The 19,936-nt window shown below is 64.5% G+C and carries 15 protein-coding genes; 5 read left to right on the top strand and 10 right to left on the bottom strand.

All coding sequences use genetic code 11. The annotated features are described in order from the left end of the window. Positions 1-5: 5 nt before the first annotated feature. From VPH40_RS11465 to VPH40_RS11455, 3 genes are all read left to right on the top strand, one after another. A complete protein-coding gene (locus VPH40_RS11465) occupies positions 6-2,399 on the top strand; it encodes a M1 family metallopeptidase (protein WP_328573491.1) in 2,394 nt (797 codons plus the stop codon). Between the two features lie 118 nt (positions 2,400-2,517). Then, on the top strand, positions 2,518-4,377 hold the full coding sequence (locus tag VPH40_RS11460) for a M1 family metallopeptidase (protein ID WP_305053823.1): 1,860 nt from the start codon (positions 2,518-2,520) through the stop codon (positions 4,375-4,377). A gap of 22 nt (positions 4,378-4,399) precedes the next feature. Beyond that, positions 4,400-6,037: a serine hydrolase gene (locus tag VPH40_RS11455; RefSeq protein ID WP_328573490.1), complete on the top strand. Its 1,638-nt coding sequence runs from the start codon at positions 4,400-4,402 to the stop codon at positions 6,035-6,037. A gap of 35 nt (positions 6,038-6,072) precedes the next feature. On the opposite strand, the gene VPH40_RS11450 is transcribed toward VPH40_RS11455, so the two are convergent. Continuing rightward, positions 6,073-6,900 (bottom strand): class I SAM-dependent methyltransferase, encoded by an 828-nt coding sequence (locus tag VPH40_RS11450; RefSeq protein WP_328573489.1) that lies wholly within the window; start codon positions 6,898-6,900, stop codon positions 6,073-6,075. Between the two features lie 88 nt (positions 6,901-6,988). Beyond that, a complete protein-coding gene (locus tag VPH40_RS11445) occupies positions 6,989-7,648 on the bottom strand; it encodes a pyridoxamine 5'-phosphate oxidase family protein (protein ID WP_442906639.1) in 660 nt (219 codons plus the stop codon). Between the two features lie 108 nt (positions 7,649-7,756). On the opposite strand from VPH40_RS11445, the gene pdxR reads away from it, so the two are divergent. Then, entirely contained in the window at positions 7,757-9,229 is a 1,473-nt protein-coding gene (pdxR, locus tag VPH40_RS11440) for a MocR-like pyridoxine biosynthesis transcription factor PdxR (protein ID WP_328573487.1), read from the top strand. A gap of 10 nt (positions 9,230-9,239) precedes the next feature. Here the strand turns inward: pdxR and VPH40_RS11435 are convergent, their stop codons facing one another. From VPH40_RS11435 to VPH40_RS11400, 8 genes are all read right to left on the bottom strand, one after another. Further along, positions 9,240-10,019, bottom strand: coding sequence for a spermidine synthase (locus tag VPH40_RS11435; RefSeq protein ID WP_328573486.1), 780 nt, complete (start codon positions 10,017-10,019; stop codon positions 9,240-9,242). 59 nt (positions 10,020-10,078) lie between these two features. Beyond that, a complete protein-coding gene (locus VPH40_RS11430) occupies positions 10,079-10,603 on the bottom strand; it encodes an FxDxF family PEP-CTERM protein (protein WP_099665750.1) in 525 nt (174 codons plus the stop codon). 238 nt (positions 10,604-10,841) lie between these two features. Beyond that, positions 10,842-12,173, bottom strand: a complete 1,332-nt coding sequence (locus VPH40_RS11425; protein WP_442906638.1) for a sensor histidine kinase — start codon at positions 12,171-12,173, stop codon at positions 10,842-10,844. Further along, the gene (locus tag VPH40_RS11420; protein ID WP_328573484.1) at positions 12,173-13,525 is read right to left on the bottom strand and encodes a sigma-54-dependent transcriptional regulator; all 1,353 of its coding nucleotides are present in this window, start codon (positions 13,523-13,525) and stop codon (positions 12,173-12,175) included. The genes VPH40_RS11425 and VPH40_RS11420 overlap by 1 nt, the downstream gene beginning before the upstream one ends. Before the next feature lie 28 nt (positions 13,526-13,553). Further along, positions 13,554-14,792 (bottom strand): ABC transporter permease, encoded by a 1,239-nt coding sequence (locus VPH40_RS11415; RefSeq protein WP_289899533.1) that lies wholly within the window; start codon positions 14,790-14,792, stop codon positions 13,554-13,556. Between the two features lie 28 nt (positions 14,793-14,820). Next, positions 14,821-16,143 (bottom strand): ABC transporter permease, encoded by a 1,323-nt coding sequence (locus tag VPH40_RS11410; RefSeq protein ID WP_328573483.1) that lies wholly within the window; start codon positions 16,141-16,143, stop codon positions 14,821-14,823. Positions 16,144-16,151: 8 nt separating this feature from the next. Further along, positions 16,152-16,865: an ABC transporter ATP-binding protein gene (locus VPH40_RS11405; RefSeq protein ID WP_099665745.1), complete on the bottom strand. Its 714-nt coding sequence runs from the start codon at positions 16,863-16,865 to the stop codon at positions 16,152-16,154. A gap of 24 nt (positions 16,866-16,889) precedes the next feature. Beyond that, a complete protein-coding gene (locus tag VPH40_RS11400) occupies positions 16,890-18,155 on the bottom strand; it encodes an efflux RND transporter periplasmic adaptor subunit (RefSeq protein WP_328573482.1) in 1,266 nt (421 codons plus the stop codon). A 207-nt stretch (positions 18,156-18,362) separates the two neighbouring features. Between VPH40_RS11400 and VPH40_RS11395 the strand changes: the two genes are divergently transcribed. Then, the gene (locus VPH40_RS11395; RefSeq protein ID WP_328573481.1) at positions 18,363-19,928 is read left to right on the top strand and encodes a MutS-related protein; all 1,566 of its coding nucleotides are present in this window, start codon (positions 18,363-18,365) and stop codon (positions 19,926-19,928) included. Positions 19,929-19,936 lie beyond the last annotated feature (8 nt).

Here is a 19,936-nt window from a genome sequence, read left to right as displayed (position 1 = left end):
GCGCCATGCCGGTCCTTGTCCGCTTGCTTGCCTTGTGTTTGACCTTGTTTGCTCCCTTGTCCGGCCTGTGCGCCGCCGCGTCCTTCGACGACAAGTTCCGCCAGCTCGAAGAATTGCTGCCCACGCCGAATGCCTACCGCACGGCGTCCGGCGCGCCTGGCCACGCCTACTGGCAGCAGCGCGCCGATTACGTAATCCGCGCTACCCTGGACGAAGCGCGCCGCGAAATCACGGCCAGCGAGCAGATCACCTATCACAACCGCTCGCCCGACAGCCTTGCGTATCTGTGGCTGCAGCTGGACCAGAATGGCTTGCGCAAGGACGCCGACCAGCGCCGCGTTTTGAGCGCGCCGTCGCGCCAGGCCTGGCTCAGCAGCAGCGAAGAGGAGGCGCTGAAATTCGAGGACTTGCGCGCCATCCATGCGGGCCGCGAATTTGACGGCGGCTTCAAGCTCACCGCCGTGAAAGCGGCCAGTGGCAAGCCGCTGCCGTATGTGGTCAACCAGACCATGCTGCGCATCGATTTGCCGGTGGCGCTGGCGCCCGGCCAGAGCATCAGCTTTGGCATCGACTGGTCCTACAGTATCAATGACCAGAAGGTGCTGGTCGAGCGCTCCGGCTATGAATATTTTGAAGACGACAAGAACGCGATCTTCCAGGTCGCGCAGTGGTTTCCGCGCATGGCCGCGTATTACGACGCCGTCGGCTGGCAGCACAAGCAATTCCTCGGCTCAGGGGAATTCACGCTGGAGTTTGGCGATTACGAGCTGTATCTGACGGTGCCGGGTGACCATGTGGTGGCTGCCACGGGCGAGCTGCAAAATCCTGCCGCCGTGTTGAGCGCGGCGCAGCGCGAGCGCTTGGCGCGGGCGAAAAACAGCGATACGCCGCTGCTGGTGATCACGCCGGAAGAGGCGCTGGCGGCGGAAAAGGGCAAAGCCACGGGCATGAAAACCTGGCACTTCAAGGCGGCCAATGTGCGCGACGTGGCGTGGGCGTCGAGCCGCAAGTTCATCTGGGATGCGCAGGGTTTGAATAGCGGCGGCAAGCGCGTGATGGCCATGTCCTACTATCCGAACGAGGGTAATCCGCTGTGGCAGCAGTACAGCACGCGCGCCGTCGTGCACGCGATCGAGCAGTACAACAAGTACAGTTTCGACTATCCGTATCCGAACGCGATGTCCGTCAATGGCGCCGTGGGTGGCATGGAGTACCCGATGATTTCGTTCAATGGCGGGCGCCCCGTGAAGGACAAGAAAACGGGGGAACGCACGTATTCAAAGACGACCAAGTATGACCTGATCGGCGTGATCATCCACGAAGTGGGGCACAATTATTTTCCCATGATCGTCAACTCGGACGAGCGCCAGTGGACGTGGATGGACGAGGGTTTGAATTCCTTCCTGCAGTACCTGGCCGAGCAGGCGTGGGAAGAGCATTTTCCGTCCTGGAATGGCGAGCCGCGCAAGATCGTCGACTACATGCGTAGCCAGAACCAGGTGCCCATCATGACCAACTCCGAGTCCTTGCTGCAGTTCACGGCGAACGCCTACGACAAGCCGGCCACGGCCCTCAACATCCTGCGCGAAACCATTTTAGGGCGCGAGCTGTTCGACTTCGCCTTCAAGCAGTACGCCTTGCGCTGGAAGTTCAAGCGCCCCACGCCCGCCGACTTTTTCCGCACCATGGAAGACGCTTCCGGCACGGATCTGGACTGGTTCTGGCGCGGCTGGTTTTATACCACTGACGCGGTCGACATCAGCATCGACGGCATCAGCGAATATGGCGTGAGCACGAAGAATCCGGAAATCGAAAAAGCGTGGAAGAAGACGCAGAAGGCCGCGCAGCCCATATCGATCTCGGACCAGCGCAACAAGGCGCTGCCGAAGAAGATCGACCTCGATCCTGCGCTGAAGGATTTCTATAACCGGCACGACGAATTCACGGTCACCAACAAGGACCGCAACAGCTATGCGGAGGAGCAGGAAACGCTGGAGCCATGGGAGAGAAAGCTGCTGGAACAGCACAACATGGGAAAGCATCTGTACCTGGTCGATTTTTCGAATCTCGGCGGCCTGGTGATGCCGCTGATCCTGGAAATCGAACTGAAAAGCGGCAAGAAGATCATCGAGCGGGTGCCGGCCGAAGTGTGGCGCTACTCGCCGCACAAGATTAGCAAGGTCATCATCACGGACGAGCCGATGGTGGGGCTGGTGCAGGACCCGTACTGGGAGACGGCCGACATCGACATCAGCAATAACGCCTGGCCGAGAAAAATCACGCCATCGCGCCTGGAGCTGTTCAAGCAGGACCGCGACAAGAACAACCTGATGAAGGATTTTAATGTGCCGCTGAAGGCACCCGAGGCCAAGGCCGAAGCCAGGCCGGAAGCAAAATAGGGAAACAGCGCCGGCCAGTCCGGCGCTTTTTCTGCCAGGTCTGCGCCGGAAGTGCTATTCTGCGCGACGCCCCGGCGCACACGGACCGGGGCTTTCGCAAATCATTCAAAAGACGACCATGCAAACTTTGACCTTCCTGCGCGCGCTGGGCTGTGCGCTACTTTGCCAGGTGACCCTGGCCGCGCACGCCGATCCCCTCAGCTATGCGCGCTACGACCAGGTGCGCACGCGCGACCTGCAGCTGGACCTGAAAGCGGATTTCAAGCAAAAGACGCTCTCTGGCTATGCCGAGCTGTCCTTGAACTGGATCGACCCGGCGGCGCGCACTCTGGTGCTCGATACGCGCGATCTGTCGATCGCAAAGGTGCAGGTACAGGACAAGCGTGGCGCATGGCAGATGGCGCCGTACCAGCTGGACAAGGCCGACCCGGAAAAGGGCCAGGCGCTGCGCATCACCACCTCGGGCCAGCCGGGCAAAGTGCGCGTCTACTATCACACGGCCCCCAATGCCATCGCGCTGCAGTGGCTCACGCCGCAGCAGACCATGTCGGGCAAGCTGCCTTTCATGTTCAGCCAGTCGCAAAGTATCAATGCCCGTTCGTGGGTGCCGTCGCAGGATACGCCGGCCGTGCGTTTTACCTATAGCGCGCGCATCGATGCGCCAGCGGGCATGCGCGTCGTGATGAGCGCCGAGAATGATGAAAAGGCGACGGGCAAGGGCGGCTGGAAATTCAGGATGCCGCAGCCGATTCCTTCGTACCTGCTGGCCATCGCCATCGGCGAACTGGAAGTGCGTAAACTCGGCCCCCGCTCGGCCGTGTATGCGGAACCTCCGCGCATCAAGGCCGCCGAATACGAGCTGGCCGACACGGAAAAGATGATCCAGGCAGCCGAAGCACTGTACGGTCCGTATGGCTGGGGCCGCTACGACATGATCGTGCTGCCGCCATCGTTCCCCTATGGCGGCATGGAAAACCCGCGCCTGACCTTCCTCACACCGACCATGATCGCGGGCGACCGCAGCCTGGTCGACCTGATCGCGCATGAACTGGCCCACTCGTGGTCGGGCAATCTGGTCACCAACGCGTCGTGGAAGCACATGTGGCTCAACGAAGGCTTTACCACCTACGTCACGACGCGCATCGTCGAACAGCTTTATGGCAGCGAAGTGGCGCAGATGGGCGTGCAGGTCGACCAGGAAGAACTGGCGGCCTCGATCAAGGAATTGCCGGCAGCGAAAACGGCATTGATCACGCGCGATGCGGACGCCAATCCGGCGGAAACGTACACGGACGACGGCATCATCTACCCGAAAGGCGCCTGGTTCCTGGCCACCATGGAGCGCCGTGCCGGCCGCGCAGTATTCGATCCTTTCCTGCGCGGCTGGTTCGACCAGCACGCGTTCCAGAGCGTGACGACGGAGCAGTTCATCGCCTACCTGCGCAAGAACCTGCTGGCGCAGCATCCGGACGTCATGCCGGAAGCGGAACTCGATGAATGGCTGTATGGCACCGGCGTGCCGGCCAGCGCGCAGCACGTCGTCTCGCCGCGCCTGGCGCTGCTCGACCAGCACCGCGACGCCTGGCTGAAAGGCGAGCTGGCGACGAAGGACCTGGGCATGGACAAGTGGATCGCCATCGAATCGATGCACTTCCTGAACGATATCAACAACAAGGCCAGCGCGGCGCAATTGCTTGAGCTGGATCAGGTCTACGGCGTGGGCAAGAGCGGCAACAATGAAGTGGCGTACCGCTTCTATCTGGCCTCCGTGAACGCCGGCTACGATGTGCGCCAGCCCTTGCAGGCGTTCCTCATGAGCGTGGGCCGCCAGAAGTTCGTCGTGCCCCTGTACAGCGCCTTGATGAAGACGCCGCAGGGCCATGCCTGGGCCAAGGACGTGTATGCGCAGGCGCGCGAACGCTACCACCCGGTGACGCAGGAAAGCGTCGATAAATTGATGGCCGCGCAAGCGCATTGAACCTTCTTTGGACATCCTGACCATGCATACCATGAATCGTCTCGCCGCCGCCATCGTGCTGGCGTTTTCCAGCATCACCGTGCCGGTGCTGGCTCTTGACGCCGCACCCGTCGCTGCCGCCGCATCCGCGCCGGCGCCCGCCTTCGACCTTGACCGCGACGTCGCCACCGCCTTGAAAGTGTTCGACGTGCCCGGCATGGCGATCGCCATCGTCAAGGACGGCAAGGTCGTCACCGCCAGGGGCTTTGGCGTGCGTAAACTCGGCGAGCCGGCCGCTGTCGATGCGCAGACCCTGTTCGAGGTAGCATCGAACTCGAAGGGCTTCACGGCCGCCGCGCTGGCCATGCTGGTCGACGATGGCAAGCTGGCCTGGGACGATCCCGTCACCAAGCACCTGCCCGGCTTCCAGATGCACGATTCCTACGTGACGGGCGCCATGACCGTGCGCGACCTGCTGACGCACCGCAGCGGCCTGGGTCTGGGCGCGGGCGACTTGCTGTGGTGGCCGACCACCACCTTCAGCACCGACGAGATCATCGAGAAGCTGCGCTACATCCGCCCGGCCACGAGTTTTCGCAACAGCTATGCCTACGATAACCTGCTGTATATCGTGGCCGGCAAGATCATCGCCGACAAGGCGGGCAAGAGCTGGGGCGAGGCCATGCATGAGCGCATCCTGGCGCCGCTAGGCATGACGGGCACCACCACCAGCCTGCTTGAAAACGCGGGCAAGCCCGACGTCGCCAGTGCGCACAGCAAGATCGACGGCAAGATCACCGCCGTCAAGTCCATGCCCGTGCCGAACGCCGTGGGCGCCGTCGGCATCAACACGAATGCGGAAGATATCGCCAAGTGGATGATGGTGCTGCTCGACGGCGGCAAGATCGCCGGCGTGAAGAACAAGGACGGCAAGGAAGCGCGGTTGTTCAGCGAAAAGCAGGGCCGCGAAATGTGGACGGCGCAAACGCCGATCAAGATTGCCGAGCCGAAGCCGGCGCTGGCCGCGACGAAACCGAACTTCAGCGCATATGGCCTGGGCTTCCAGCTGCGCGACTACAAGGGCATGAAAGTGGCCATGCACGGCGGCGCGCTGCAGGGATTTTATTCGCGCGTGGTGATGGTGCCGGAAGCAAAGCTGGGCGTGGCCATTCTGACCAATGCGGAAAATGGCGGTTCCATGACGGCGCTGCAATGGCGCATCCTCGACCATTACCTGCAGGCGGCGCCGTCGGACTGGCTGGCGCTGGTGGCCAAGGTGGAGCAGGACCAGCATGCCGAGGAAGTCAAAAAGCAGGGCACGGCGTCGAGCACGCGCGCAGCCAAATCGCAGCCGTCGCTGTCGCTGGCGGCGTACGACGGCGAGTACGAGGATGCCTGGTATGGCAAGGTCGTGATCAAGCCGGAAGGAAAAAAACACATCCTCAGCTTCACGCGCACGCCGGACCTGACGGGCGAGCTGGAACACTGGCAGCACGACACCTTCATCGTGCGCTGGAAAGAGCGCAATTTCAACGCCGATGCGTACGTGACGTTTTCGCTCAATCCCGATGGCAGCATCGACCGCGTGAAGATGGCGCCCGTGTCGGCCGAGACGGATTTCAGCTATGACTTCCAGGACTTGAGCCTGGTGCCGGTGAAGGCGAAGGAAGGCAAGAAGTAAAAGCAGAAGGCCACCGCAAGGTGGCCTTTTTTACGCTATGGCTTGACGAACTTCAGGGTCATGCGGTCGCTCTCGCCGATGGCCGTGTACTTGGCGCGCTCCACATCCTTGTTGGCGTAGGTGGGCGGCAGTGCCCAGACGCCGCCCTCATGGTCCGCCGTATCCTTGGGATTGGCGTTGATTTCCGATTTGGCCGCCAGTTTGAAGCCTGCGCTTTCGGCCAGCTTGATCACATACGCTTCGTGCATGTAGCCGCTGCTGGCCGTGGCATCCTGCGCCTTGTTCGCCGGCAGGCGGTGTTCGACGACGCCGAACACGCCGCCCGGTTTCAGGCTGTCATACACTTCCTTGAACAGGGTCTGCATGCCCTCGTCGCCGATCGGTATCCAGTTGTGGATATTGCGGAAGGTGAGCACCATGTCAGCCGTGCCCTTGGGGGCGATGCGGTAGGTGGTGGGAGGCGCGAAGGCGCCGAGTTCCACCTTGCCGAAAGCGCTCGGATTGGCGTCGAGTTTTTGCTGGAAGCGCGCCGCGCCACGGCGTGCGCCTTCGCTGCTTGACTGCGGGTCGTTGCCGGCGGCGATCAGCTTGCCGTGGTCGCGCAGGTAGGGCGCCAGGATTTCCGTGTACCAGCCGCCGCCGGGCGCCAGCTCCACCACCGTCATGGTCGGCTTGATGCCGAAAAACGCCAGCGTTTCATACGGGTGGCGGGCGCTGTCGCGCAGCGCGTTGGCCGGCGTGCGCGCACTGCCGGCGATGGCCGCCTTCAGGGCCGCGTCGCCCGCATCGGCGGCCAGCGCCGCGCCGCTGCCGCCACAGGCCAGCATGACCGTCAGGGCCGTGGCCAGGGATACTCGCTTCATCATCATTTGCTCCATGCGTGATTGGATCGGTTGGTCAATTGGTGGCGATCGCCATCAACGCCGATCATCGGGCAAGCACGCTGGCCGGTCAAGCGGATTCCGTACCCCAGGCGGCGGCATACGCGGGTATGTCGCAGGTGTTGAGCGCATCGGCGATGGCCGCGCCACGGCCGTGCGTAAAGGGCAGTTCGCCCGTCCAGACGGCATGCGCCATGTCGCCCGCATCGTCGAGCGGGCCGCCCGTGCGCTGCTTGACGGCGCATTCGTCGAGCGCGATGCGCAGCACGGTGGTGGCCGCGTACTCCTTGGCGCTGCCGCCGCGCACCTGTGTCAGGCGTCCCGGCGCCAGCTTCTCCATCAGCGCGTCCATGGCCGCATGCTGCTGGCCGATGTCGCTGACTTTCTCAAACTGCCCATACACCATCGCCGAGCGGTAGTTCATGGTGTGATTGAAGGCGGAGCGCGCCAGCACCAGGCCGTCGAGATGGCTGACCGTCACGCACGCGTCGCCGTCGAGCAAGAGCTGCTTGAGCATGCGGCTGCCGTTTGAGCCATGGATGTACAGGTGGCCGTCGATGCGCCAGCAGGCGGTCGGGATGCAATGGCTGCCCTTGTCGTCGCGGAAGGCGATATGGCACAGATAGGCGGCATCGAGGATGGCGTGCAGGGTGGTCTGTTCATAGCTGGCCAGTTCGGCGACGCGGCGCACGCGGGTACGGGGGCTGGGGGGCAGGGCGGTAGCGGTCATGGTGGAAGTCCCGTTGGTTGAAGAAGCAGGCCGCACTATAATCGGCATCTGGCCCTGAAAAAAGATCCAGAACCGACAAATAATTTAGAGCCACAATGAAGGGGAAGCATGGACTTCGCTTTGCTGCTGAATGCGTTCGAGCGCACGCACTGCGGGCGGGGCTGGTCGCGCCAGCGCCTGCTGCATGAATGCCTGCGCGCGGCGATCCGCGGCGGCCAGCTGGCGCCCGGCACGCGGCTGGCCGCCACGCGCGTGCTGGCGGCCGAACTGGGACTGGCGCGCAATACCGTGCTGTACGCCTACGAGCAGTTGGCCAGCGAAGGATTTGTCTTGCCGGACCGGCGCGGCACCGTCGTCGCCGGCAGCGCCGGTGTGCCGGCGGCCGCGCCTGCGGCAGGGGGCAACGGTGGCTTGTCCCGCCGCGCGCGGCATTTGCGCGGCGTGGCGGGACAGGATGTGAATGCGTCGGTCGTGTTTCCCGTCGACGCCATGGGCGCGTTTGCGCCTGGCGTACCGGCGCTCGATGAGTTTCCACTGGCGCAGTGGCGGCGCATGCTGGACCGCGCCTGGCGCGCGCTGACGCCGCGCCAGCTCAATTACGGCGACCCGGCCGGCGAGCCGTCGTTGCGCATGGCCATTGCCGAGCATTTGCGCGCCGCGCGCGGCGTCGTCTGCGATGCGGGCCAGGTGTTCATCACGGACGGCACGCAAAGCAGCCTCGATGTCTGCCTGCGCGCCTTTGCCGACCAGGGCGACACCTTGTGGATCGAGTATCCAGGCTATGGCGGCGCGCTGGCGGCGGGCCGTGGCGCGGGCTTGCAGGTGACCGGTATCGCGGTCGACATGGACGGCATCGCACCGACGGATGACGACTGGCGCGACACGCCGCCGCGCCTCATCTACACCACGCCGTCGCACCAGTATCCGACGGGCAGCGTGCTCAGTCCCGCGCGCCGCATGGCGCTGCTCGAACGCGCCCGCGTGGCCGGCGCCCTGATTATCGAAGACGATTACGACAGCGAGTTTCGCCATGGCGGCCCACCTCTGGCCGCGATGCAGGGACTGGTGGCCGACGCGCCCGTCGTGTACCTGGGGACCTTCAGCAAGACCATGTTTCCCGCCTTGCGCATCGCCTTTATCGTCGTGCCGGCCGCGCTGGCCGGGGCCTTCGCACAGATGCAGGCGCAGGGTGCCGCGCGGGGGAGGGTGGCGGAACAGCTGGCGCTGGCCGAGTTCCTGCGCAGCGGCCTGTTTGCGCGCCACGTGCGGCGCATGCGCCGGCTGTATCGCCAGCGCCGCGATGCCTTGAGCGAGGCGCTGCAGCGCCATGCGTGCGCGGGCGCATCCATCCATGGCGGCACGGCCGGCATGCACCTGGCGCTGCGTTTCCATGATGGCGCATGGGATGACCTGGCGCTGAGCCGCAGCGCCGCGCAGGACGGCATCGTGGCGCTGGCCCTGTCCGCGCATGGCACGGGAGAAGGAGTGGGCTGGAATGGTTTCCTGCTCGGTTATGCCCAGGTGCCGGCCGAGAACATGGATGGCCTGGCGCGCCGCCTGGGCGGACTGCTGCCGGCGTGATGCAGCTACCTTATTGCTGGTCCTGCATCCACTGCTTCAAGCCGTTGACCCAGTTCTTGGCGGGCAGGTTGAACTGCTTCTTGATGGTGGCGGCGCGTTCGTATAAATCGCTGAAGTCGAGCGACGGCGATTTTTTGAAGGCCAGCACGACGATGTTTTCATCTTCCATTTCCGGCACCCAGACGACGGCGTCGAAAACCAGCTCCATCGCCTGCAGATTCTTGTCGTAGTTGGGGAAGTCGCCGAAGACATTCGTGCACATGATGCCGTCGTCCGTCAGGCAGTCGAAGCAAGCCTGGTAGAACTCGGGCGTGTCGAGCACGGGGCCGCGCGCGTCTTCGTCGTACAGGTCCACTTGCAGCGCATCGACGGTGCCGTGGTTGGCCGGATCGAGCACGAAGTCGAGCGCATTCATTTCGCACACGTCGAGGCGCGCGTCATTCGGCGGCAGCGCGAACTGGGCGCCGCAGATGGCGATCACGTTCGGATTGAGTTCGATGGCCGTGACCGTGGCGTCGGGGAAGCGGCGGTAGCTGAATTTGGTCAGCGCGGCGCTGCCCAGGCCCAGCTGCACGATGCGTTTGGGCTGCGTCTTGAACAGCATCCACATCATCATCATCTGCACGTATTCGAGCTCGATGGCGTCGGGTTTGTCCAGGCGCATGGCGCCCTGCACCCACTTGGTCCCCAGGTGCAGGTAGCGGATGCCGCGGTGTTCGGTGGTGGTGGCAGGCGGGTGGCCCGGGTGGCTGAAAGCGGTATGGCTGGTGGAGGTGAAGTCGGTCGTCATGGCGCCAGTTTAGCAGCCGGCTGAAAAAAAGACGCCGCAGCGTCTTTTTGGTGGGGAGCTCAAGATTGCTTGCGGCGTCGTGCCAGGAAGCCCAGTACGCCCAGGCCGGCCAGCAGCATGCCATAGGTTTCTGGTTCAGGAACGGGAGCCAGGTTCAGGTTGAAGGTGCCGCCATAGCTGCCGCCATTGCTGTTGCCCATCACGGTCAGGACCATCGGGCCGTTGAACAGCAGGTTGGTTGGCGCTAGCACTTCGCCCTGGGCATAGCCGAAGACGGTGGGTCCGCCAAAGCCCGTCAGGGCGATGCCGTTCAGGTTGGCACTGCTGAAGTTGATGGACGAAGCATCGCTGCCCGTGACCGACAGGTTGGCCAGGAAGGCTTGCGCGGTCGAACCGAACGTGGCGTCGGGCGTGAAGGTGAAGGTGTCGGTAAAGGCGCCGAGCGGATCGGGCGTGGCGTTGAAGCCGCCCGTCCACAGGTTGCCGGTGGTGTTGATCAGGTCCACGTTGTACGCTGTCGCCTGCGCTACGCCGATGGAAGCCGCGCTCAAGAGTGCTACTGCGATGAGTGATTTCAGTTTCATTTTTATCCCCGCGAAAAAACGATTAATGTTTCAAAAAAACCGTACCGCTCAGATAAATTATCGCCAGGACATTTCATTGTCAATGAGCTATTTTTATATCATTATGCAAACTTAAATAGCTTATTTCTAATACACGGGCATGGCGCTCGTTATGTTGCAATATTAAAAACTCTAATTGTCAATATAATACTGAAAAATAATTGCGCAGCATGTGATGGAAAAATCGTTGCGCCAGTAACTAATTTCTGTCCAGCAAGGGAAGAATTAGAGTTACCGCCAGGCCGCCGTCCTCGCGGTTGGCCAGCGTGATGCGCCCGCCATGGGCTTCGGCGATTTCGCGCGCCAGCGCCAGGCCGAGGCCCGTGCCGCTGCGCTTGGTGGAATAAAACGGCACCAGCGCGTTTTCCAGCACGGCGCCGCTCATGCCCGGGCCGCGGTCGCGCACTTCGATGCGCAACTGCCCTTGCGCCTGGCTGACGTGCAGGCCGATGTGCTCCTCCCGCGAGCCCGATTCCAGCGCATTCTTGAGCAGGTTCAGCAGTGCCTGCTGCATTTGCGCCGCATCGAACACGGCCGCCTGCGCGGGCGGCGGGCAGTCGAGCCTGAAGGGCGCCTGCGAGGCCAGGCCATCGAGGAAAGGCTGCCACTCGCACGGCGCCAGGCGCGGTGCGGGCAGCTTGGCAAAGCGCGCATAGCCGAGGATGAAGGTTTCCAGGTGGCGCGTGCGCTCTTCGATGGTGGCGAGGATTTGCGGCAGGCGTTCCGTCTGGCCGCGGCGTACCAGTTCGGCACCGGAATGGGCCAGCGAGGCCAGCGGCGCCAGCGAGTTGTTGAGTTCATGGCTGATGACGCGGATGACTTTTTTCCAGGTCTGCACTTCCTGGCGGCGCAGTTCCAGTGTCAGCTGGCGCAACAGCAGCAGTTCGTGCTTGCGCCCGTTCAGGCTGAAGCTGCGCCGCGCCAGGTGATACACCTCTTCCTGTTCCCCCTCGCCGCTGGTAAACAAGCCGTCGTTGCGGCGCGCGAGCGCCTCGGCCAGGGCCGGCGCCGCTTCGCGCACGATGTCCGGCAGGTGGCGCCCTTCGAGCCGGCGGCCGTGATGCAGCAGCTGGCGCGCGGCCAGGTTGGCGTAGACGATGGCGCTGCCCTCGGCCACCAGCAGCATGGCCACCGGCGTGTTTTGCACCATGGTGTCGAGCAGCAGTTCGCGCTGCACCAGGTCCAGGCGCTGCTTGCGCAGCACGTCGCCGAGCGCATTGTGGGCCGCCACCAGGTCGGCCAGTTCATCGTTCTGCGGCCAGCGCAAGCTGAAGCCGAAGTCGCCGTCCTGGTAGCTGGCGACCGTGCCGCTCAGGGCGCGAAACAGCGACAGCATCGCCTGCAGCTGGGCGCGGATGGTAATGACGGCCACCGGCAACACGCACAGCAGGGTACCCGCCAGCACCAGCAGCGGCTGGTCGGGTAAAAAATGCGCGAGCAGCAGGGCGATGACGATGCCCAGCACCAGCAAGGTAACGATCAGCGCCGTCCAGCGCGTGAGCAGGGAGAGGCGCATGGGGCGGTTTGCCATCAGCCGCGCGCGATGCCCAGGCGTTCCATGCGCCGGTACAGCGCCTGGCGCGACAGCCCAAGTTCCTGCGCCGCCTGCGCCACCACGCCTTGCGCGCGCGTCAGCGCCGCGGTGACGCTGTCGCGGTCCGGCTCCGTCGCGGCGCCATCCTGCGGCGCGCGCAGCGATGGCACGCCTGCCAGCGGCAAGCCCGTCTCCTGCGCGCGGATCACGGGACCTGCCGTCAGCAGGCTGGCGCGCTGCATGACGTTTTTCAGTTCGCGCACATTGCCCGGCCAGCCATGGGCCAGCAGGGTCGCCTGCGCCTGCGCATCGAGCGTTTTCTCGCTGCCCAGGAAATGCCGCGCCAGTACCAGGATGTCAAGCGGGCGCTGGGCTAGCGGCGGCAGGCGCAGTTCGATCACGTTCAGGCGGTAAAACAGGTCTTCGCGGAACGTGCCGGCCTTGATCATCGCCGGCAGGTCGGCGTTGCTGGCGCTGATGACGCGCACTTTCACCTGCCGCTCGCGGTTCGAGCCGAGGCGCTCGAAGCGTCCCGTTTCCAGCACGCGCAGCAGCTTCATTTGCCCGGCCAGCGGCAGGTTGCCTATCTCGTCGAGGAACAGCGTGCCGCCGTCGGCCGCATCGAACTTGCCGTCGCGCGCGCGGGTGATGCCCGTGTACGCGCCGGCCTCGGCACCGAACAGTTCCGCCTCGATCAGGTCCACCGGCACGGCGCCGCAATTGAGCACCACGAAAGGACCGCTGGCGACCTGGGAATTGGCTTGCACGATGGCGGCGATGCGTTCCTTGCCGCTGCCGTTCGGCCCCGAAATGAGCACGGGCACGTCGGCGCGCGCCACCTGGCACGCCAGGTGCACCACGCGTTCGGTGGCCGGGTCTTGCCACACCATGCCGCGTAGGTCGAAGTCGTGTTCCAGCGCGTGGCGCTGGCGCTGCTCGGCCACCACGCGCTGGCGCAGCGCGCGGTTGGCTTGTCCCAGCTCCAGCAGGTTTTGCACGCTGGCGATCAGGCGCCGGTCGTCCCATGGCTTGGCCAGGTAGTCGGCCGCGCCGGACTTGATCAGGTCGACGGCCGCGTCGAGCTGCGTCCAGGCCGTCAGCAGGACCACGGGCAGGTCCGGGTAGCGCGCGCGGATGGCGTGGAACAGCGTGCTGCCTTCCTCGCCCGAGGTGGTGTCGGCCGTGAAGTTCATGTCCTGCACCACCAGGTCGATGGCGTGGCGTTCGAGCAGCTGCAGGCCTTCCTCGGGCGAGGCGGCGCGCACGGCGTCGATCTCGTGCAGGGAGAACAGCACGTCGAGCGCGATGGCCACGGCGGCATTGTCGTCAATAATCAGTACGGTAGGCATGCGCGCAGCATATCACTCAGGTGCCGGCTCAGGTACTGCGGGTGGCAGTGGCCGGCGAAATACTGGCCGCGCGCCATGCCGGGCCGTACACGGCGCCCACGCCCAGCAGCCAGAACACCAGCGCGCCGGCCACCAGATAGCCGGGCGGCAGGCGCGCCATTTCCAGCTGGCTTACCAGCAGCTGGTTCAAGCCCAATGCCAGCAGCACGCCGCATGCCACGCCGACGCTGGTGATCATGAAATTCTCGGTCAGGAAATAGCGCAGGATGTCGATGCGGCGCGCGCCGAGCGCGCGCCGCACGCCGATCTGCTTGCGCCGCTGCGAGACCCACAGGCTGGCGATGCCGACGATGCCGCTGGCCGTCACCAGCAGCAGCAGGGTGCTGACGGCGATGAGCATCCAGGACAAGCCCCGGTCGGCCAGATAACGTGATTTGCGGTGCTGTTCCAGGGTATCCGTGCGCACCAGCAGGCGCTCGCTGCTGGACTTGCGGATCGCTTGTTCCGCCTCTTTCATCAGTCGGTCGCGCTGGCCTGGTTCTGCCCGCACGGCAAATAGCAGCGAATCGCGCCCGCCCGTCAGGCGCGCCGGCAGGATGATCGAATACTCGCCCTGGGCGCCGACCTGGCCGACCTGGGTCTGCAGCCGTTCCACCACGCCGATCACGCGCATCTCGTCATCGTTGTCGCCGGTGCCATTGAACAGGGGTTTGCCGACAAAGCTGGTTTCGCCGGGCCAGATCTTTTGCGCCGCGGCGCGCGTCACGATCACCACCTTGGGGAAGCTTTCATCGACGTCTTCATTGATTTCCGGGACCTCGTCGGCATGGAAATCGCGCCCTTCCACCAGCTTCAATCCATATGTCTTGACCAGCGAATCGGGCGTGACGTACATCGAGGTGCTGGCGCTGGCCGCGGCCTGTCCGCGTTTGGCCGCGACGTTGGTGCTGCTGCCGGAGCGCGACAGAACCGCCTGCGTGGTTTGCGCCACGGAGACCACGCCCGGCAGGGCGCGCAGTATCGCGGCCTGGCGCTTCTGCTCGGCTATCTGGCGTTGCGGGCTGCCTTTGTCCATGCTCTGGACTTTGACATAGAAGATGTCGTTTTCGGCTACCACGCCGGTGGGACGGGCGGCGATGGCCTGGCGCAGGTTGACGATGTACAAGGCGTTGGCCAGGATGGCGAGGCTGATGGCGACTTGCACGGCGACGAGCACGGCGCCGGTCTTGTTGCGCATCAGCGCCGACAGGATGGGGCGGATTTCCATGTTGGGCCTCATTGTGAAAAGGTGGGTGTCATTGGGATTTGAGCTGCATGGCCGGCGTGACCTGGCAGGCGCGCCAGGTGGGCAACAGCCCTGCGAGCAAGGCCGCCAGTACGGAAACGGCAAACGTCAGCAGCAGCATCGGGACATCCAGGTGCGCCACGGTGCCCAGCTCTTTCGACTGCGAACTCACCACGGCCAGGGCGGCATAGGCCAGCAACAGGCCCAGCACGCCGCCGGCCAGCCCGATGACGCCTGTCTCAATGAGGAACTGGCGGAAGATGTCGCGCTGCGTGGCGCCCAGCGCGCGGCGGATGCCGACTTCCGCCGCCCGCACGGAGAACTTGGCCAGCAGCAGGCCGATGGTGTTGACCAGGCAGAGCAGCAGGAAGCCGAAGGCCAGCCAGGTGGCCAGCTTGTTGTCGTTGTCGACAACGTTCAGGAAATCGAGCCACTGCCTGACGTCGTACAGCATGTTGGGCGCATGGCGCGGCATGCGGCCCAGCTTGCGCTGTTCGGCCGCATAGCTGTCGAGATAAGCCTGCAGCTCGCTGCGTTCGCCGGCGCTGGCCATTTCGAACCAGAATTGCAGCCAGGTGCAGTCCGATGCCAGGATGCCCTGGTAACCGGGGCTGCGCTCGACGCCGCTGCAGGCCATGCCGCCGTCATGCCCCGTTTCGTGGCGAATGGCGCTGGCAAACGGAATGAAGAATTCATCCTCCGTGCCGAAAGCACCCTTGCTGCCGATGATGCGGTGCACGCGCGGCACGGGATCCCACTGAGCGAGCACGCCGCTGACCAGATAGGGACGTCCCAGCACCGTCACGCGCTGGCCCACGGGATTGACTGTGCCCAGCAGCTTTTCCGCCAGGGCGCGGCTCAGGACGATGACGTCGGCGCCGCTGTCGTCGTCGGCCTCGCTCCATGGCTGGCCATACAGGAAGGGCACTTCAAACATGGCAAAGAAATCGCGTGTGGGAGCCAGGCCCTGGGCCCGGAAGGCGCCGAGGTCCCTGCGCGCCGGTTCCACGGGGCCGGCCACGCCGTACATGACGCTGCGGCGGATGCCTATCTTGCTGGCCATGAAGTTCTTCGCATCGGTATAGGCGAGTTGCGCCTGGCCGAAGCTGGGCTTGGTGCCCGGCGTATAGCCTTTCAAGGGAACTACGTCGATCATCGGCACGAACATGCGGTCGCTCTTGTGCGGCAAGGGGTCGCCCGACATGGCGTGCAGGATGGTCACGGTGGCCACGCTGGCGGCCACGCCGACAGCCAGGGTCAGCACCATCAATGCCGTCAGGGCGGGATTGCGGCGCAGGTTGCGCAGGCCCAGCTTGAAATAGTAGTGCAACATGGCGGCTCCTAGGCGGTCGCGTGCTGTGGCCTGGCCGACAGCGTGGCGCCATGCTGCACCAGGTCCGACACCTGGCCGTCGATGATGTGCACGTTGCGTTGCGAACGCAGCGCCAGTTCCGGATCGTGCGTCACCATCAGGATGGTCGTGCCTTGCGCGTTGATATCCTCCAGCAGTTCCATCACGCCGCGCGCCATCTGCGTGTCCAGGTTGCCCGTCGGTTCATCGGCCAGCAGCAGTTTCGGCGAGCCGGCCAGCGCGCGTGCGATCGCCACGCGTTGTTGCTGCCCGCCCGACAGTTCGGCCGGATAATGCTTCATGCGCGAGGCCAGTCCCACCTTGGCCAGCGCATCCTCGATGCGTTCGCGGCGCTCGGCGCTGTTGAAGCCCCGGTAGCGCAGCGGCACGTCGACGTTGTCGAACAGCGACAGGTCGGGAATCAGGTTGAAACCCTGGAAGATGAAGCCCAGTTTTTCATTGCGCAGGCGCGAGCGGGCATTATCGTCCATGCCCTTGACGTTGACGCCGTCGAGGATGTATTCGCCATCGGTGAATTCCTCGAGCAGCCCGGCGATGTTCAGGAAGCTTGTCTTGCCGGAGCCGGATGGTCCCGTGACGGTGACGAATTCGCCCTGGCGAACGTGGATCTCGAAGCCGCGCAGCGCGTGCGTTTCGATCATGTGGGTGCGGTAGATCTTGCTCAGGTTTTGCATGCGCAGCATGGGAAGCCTCCTTGTTGACTGAAATTAATTGAGTGCGACGCGGGCCGCGTTCGCGAAATTTTCCGTACCGGCGACCACTACCTTGTCGCCCAGCTTCAGGCCCCCCAGAATCTCGACGGCCGAGATGCTGGTGGCGCCCAGCTTGATGGGCGTGCGCACGGCCACGCCATCGCGCACCACGTAGGCAAAGCGTCCGCCTTCGGCTTCGACGAAGGAGCCGCGCGCCAGCATCAGCACATTGGGGCGCTCGTCGATCAGCAGGCGTGCCGAGACGCGCTGGTTCTGGCGCAGGCCGACCGGCTGTTCGCCGTTGAAGCGCACGCGCGCCAACACCTGGTTCTTGACCACTTCGGGCGACAGCGCCGACAGCTTGCCGGAGGCGCGGATGGCGCCCGTTTCGATCTCGGCGCTCATGCCCAGGCCGATGTCGGCCACATACGTTTCCGGTACTTCCAGCTCCACTTCCAGCTGCGACAGGTCGACCAGGGTCATCAGGGCCGTGTTGGCCTGCACCACGCTGCGGTTGGCCACCGACAGCGTGCCGATGAAGCCATTGACGGGCGCGCGCACGGTCAGCTCGTCGACCCTGCGCTGGGCATTGTCGCGGCTCAGGCGCTGGCGTTCCAGTTCGTTGACCCGGGTCTTCAGCGCCAGGGTCACGTCCTCGCCTTCCAGGCCCGCCGCCTGCGAAGCGTGCTTGCTGCGGATCTCGGCGGAATTCAAGGCATCCTTGGCCTTCTGGTAATCGATCTTGGCGATGATGCCCACCTGCGCCACGCTTTCATAGCGCTCCAGCGTGCGCTGGGCGGACAGGCGCTCGATTTCCGCCGTGTCCGCTTCGCGGCGGGCCAGCAGTTTCTGTTTCTTGGCCAGGATCTGCTGGCGCGCCACTTCCGCTTCCAGCTGCTGCACGCTCGACTGCTCGCGTTTCAGCGCGTCCGACAGGTCGGGCGACTCCAGCACGGCCAGGATGTCGCCCTTCTTGACGGTGTCGCCGGCCTTCGCTTTCAGCGTGACGGTGGCCACCGTGGTCGAGTACAGGGTCGGGCTGATGGCGGCGACCACGCGTCCGTTCACGGCGGCGTCGCGGATCAGGGTGCCGCGCGTGACGTCGGCGATGCGCAGGCGGTCGGCATTGACGGAATGTTCGCTGTTGCGCCAGCCCGCAACGGCAGCGATGGCGGCGCCGATGACGACGGCGGCGCCGGCCAGCAGCAGGGCGCGTTGCTTGTGGCGCTGGCCCGGCGGGGCGGACAGTACGGCGTCTTGGGAGGAAGTATCGCGGATCATGGTCAGGTCTCGTGAAGGATACCTTTCTTAATGCACGATCCGTGCCAGTTGTTAAGTCTTTGATTTTAATGGGGAAAAGATTTGACGTCCGGCTGTCCGCCGTGTCCGCGCTGTCCAGCATGTCCGTCCGCGCAGGTTGCACTTGATAAATTGGCAATCGCCTGCATCTGCGGGAATATACTTTTCATAGACTCCTCCACAGGCGCCATGCATCCGTTCCTCCAGCAACTTTTCCCTGCCCGTGTCTTCGCGCCGGCGCTCGATTATCCTTTTGCGCGCAGCGACGTGGCAATGCTGCAGCGGCTGGCGGGCGAGGCGCCAGCGCTGGATGAGCAGACCTGGGACGAGCTGCTGCTCGACCAGTATGCGGCGCAGTTGGCGCGCGAGACCAGCATCTTCGGCCAGCAGGAGCTGCACCGGCGTCTGAGCGGCGGCCAGGCTGATCCGGCCTCCATTGCGCGCGTCCGGCAATTGCTGGACGATCCGGCCCAGGCGGCCAGCCTGCAGCGCGCCTGCCTGCCCTTGCGTCAGGCTGATACGGAAGTGTGCGCAACCCTGTTTGGTGCGGCGCTGGCATCGGCGCCCTGGTGGAGTGCCTGGCTCTGGCTGGTGCCGCTGGCCTTGTTGCTGGCCATCGCCGCTACCTGGCTGATGGGGTGGCCAGCCCTGTTCGGCGTGGTGGCCGCCTGCGTGGCGCTGATGACCGTGCAGGCGCGTTTTTACGAAAGCGCCAAGGCGTGGGAGCGCACGCTCGATACCTTGCGCTATCTGCTGAAAACCCGTGCCGCGCTGGCGCGGCTCGATGTGCCGGCAGCCTTGCCATTGGCTGTGGAGGGCGCGCAGGTGGCAAAACTGACGCGGGCCATCGAGCGTTCGCTGCTGCATTACGTGCCCTTCATCGATACGGTACTGGTCGAATATGGCGACTGGCTCCTGCTGAAAAACGTCAAGCGCTATTTCCGCACGCGCCAGCTGGTGGCGCAGCAGCTGCCCTTTTTGCGCGACAGCTTTACCCGGGTGGCCCAGCTGGAAGCAGACCTGGCCCTGGCGCGCCACGTGCGCGGCCGCGCGCAGTTTTGCTGGGCGCAGGAAAGCGATGCGCGCCAATTGTCGCTCGACGCGATGGTGCATCCGTTGCTGGACGGCGCCAAGCCCCTGTCGCTGCGGCTCGATGGCCGCGGCGCCTTCATTTCGGGGCAGAATGCGGTGGGCAAAAGTACTTTGTTGCGCGGCGTGGGGCTCAATCTGATCAGTGCGCGCGCCTTCGGCTTTTGCTATGCGCAGGCGGCCCGGGTGCCCCTGCTGCCCCTGTATTCGAGCATGCAGAATGAAGACTCGCTCGATGGCGGCGAAAGTTTATATATCGCCGAACTGCGGCGCGCGCGCGAATTGCTGGCGCTGGCCAGCGAGGGCGCGCCGGCCTTGTTCCTGATCGATGAAATCTTCCGCGGCACGAACCACCTCGAATCGGTGGCGGCGGCGGCCGCCGTGCTGCACAGCCTGGCCGCTGAGCACCTGGTGATCGTCTCGTCGCACAACCTCGTGCTGGGACCCTTGCTGGAAGACTGTCTGGCGTCATGGTGCGTGCGCCGTGGTGACAAGGGCGCGCTGCTGCTGGCGCCCGGCGTGCTGCAGGCCACGAATGGCATCGCCCTGCTGGCGCAGCGCGGGTTTGACGCCGGCATCGCGGACAAGGCCGGGCGCGTCTTCGACTGGCTCAGCACGCACATGGCGCAGCCGGCCGATTGCGGCGGCGTCCTCGAACGGGCCTGATGGCCGCG

Origin of the sequence: Janthinobacterium sp. P210005 (assembly GCF_036231865.1) — a bacterium.
GTDB lineage: Bacteria > Pseudomonadota > Gammaproteobacteria > Burkholderiales > Burkholderiaceae_D > Janthinobacterium > Janthinobacterium kumbetense.
The sequence above is the reverse complement of the archived record's forward strand: the minus strand, read 5'-3'. Positions and strand labels throughout refer to the sequence as shown.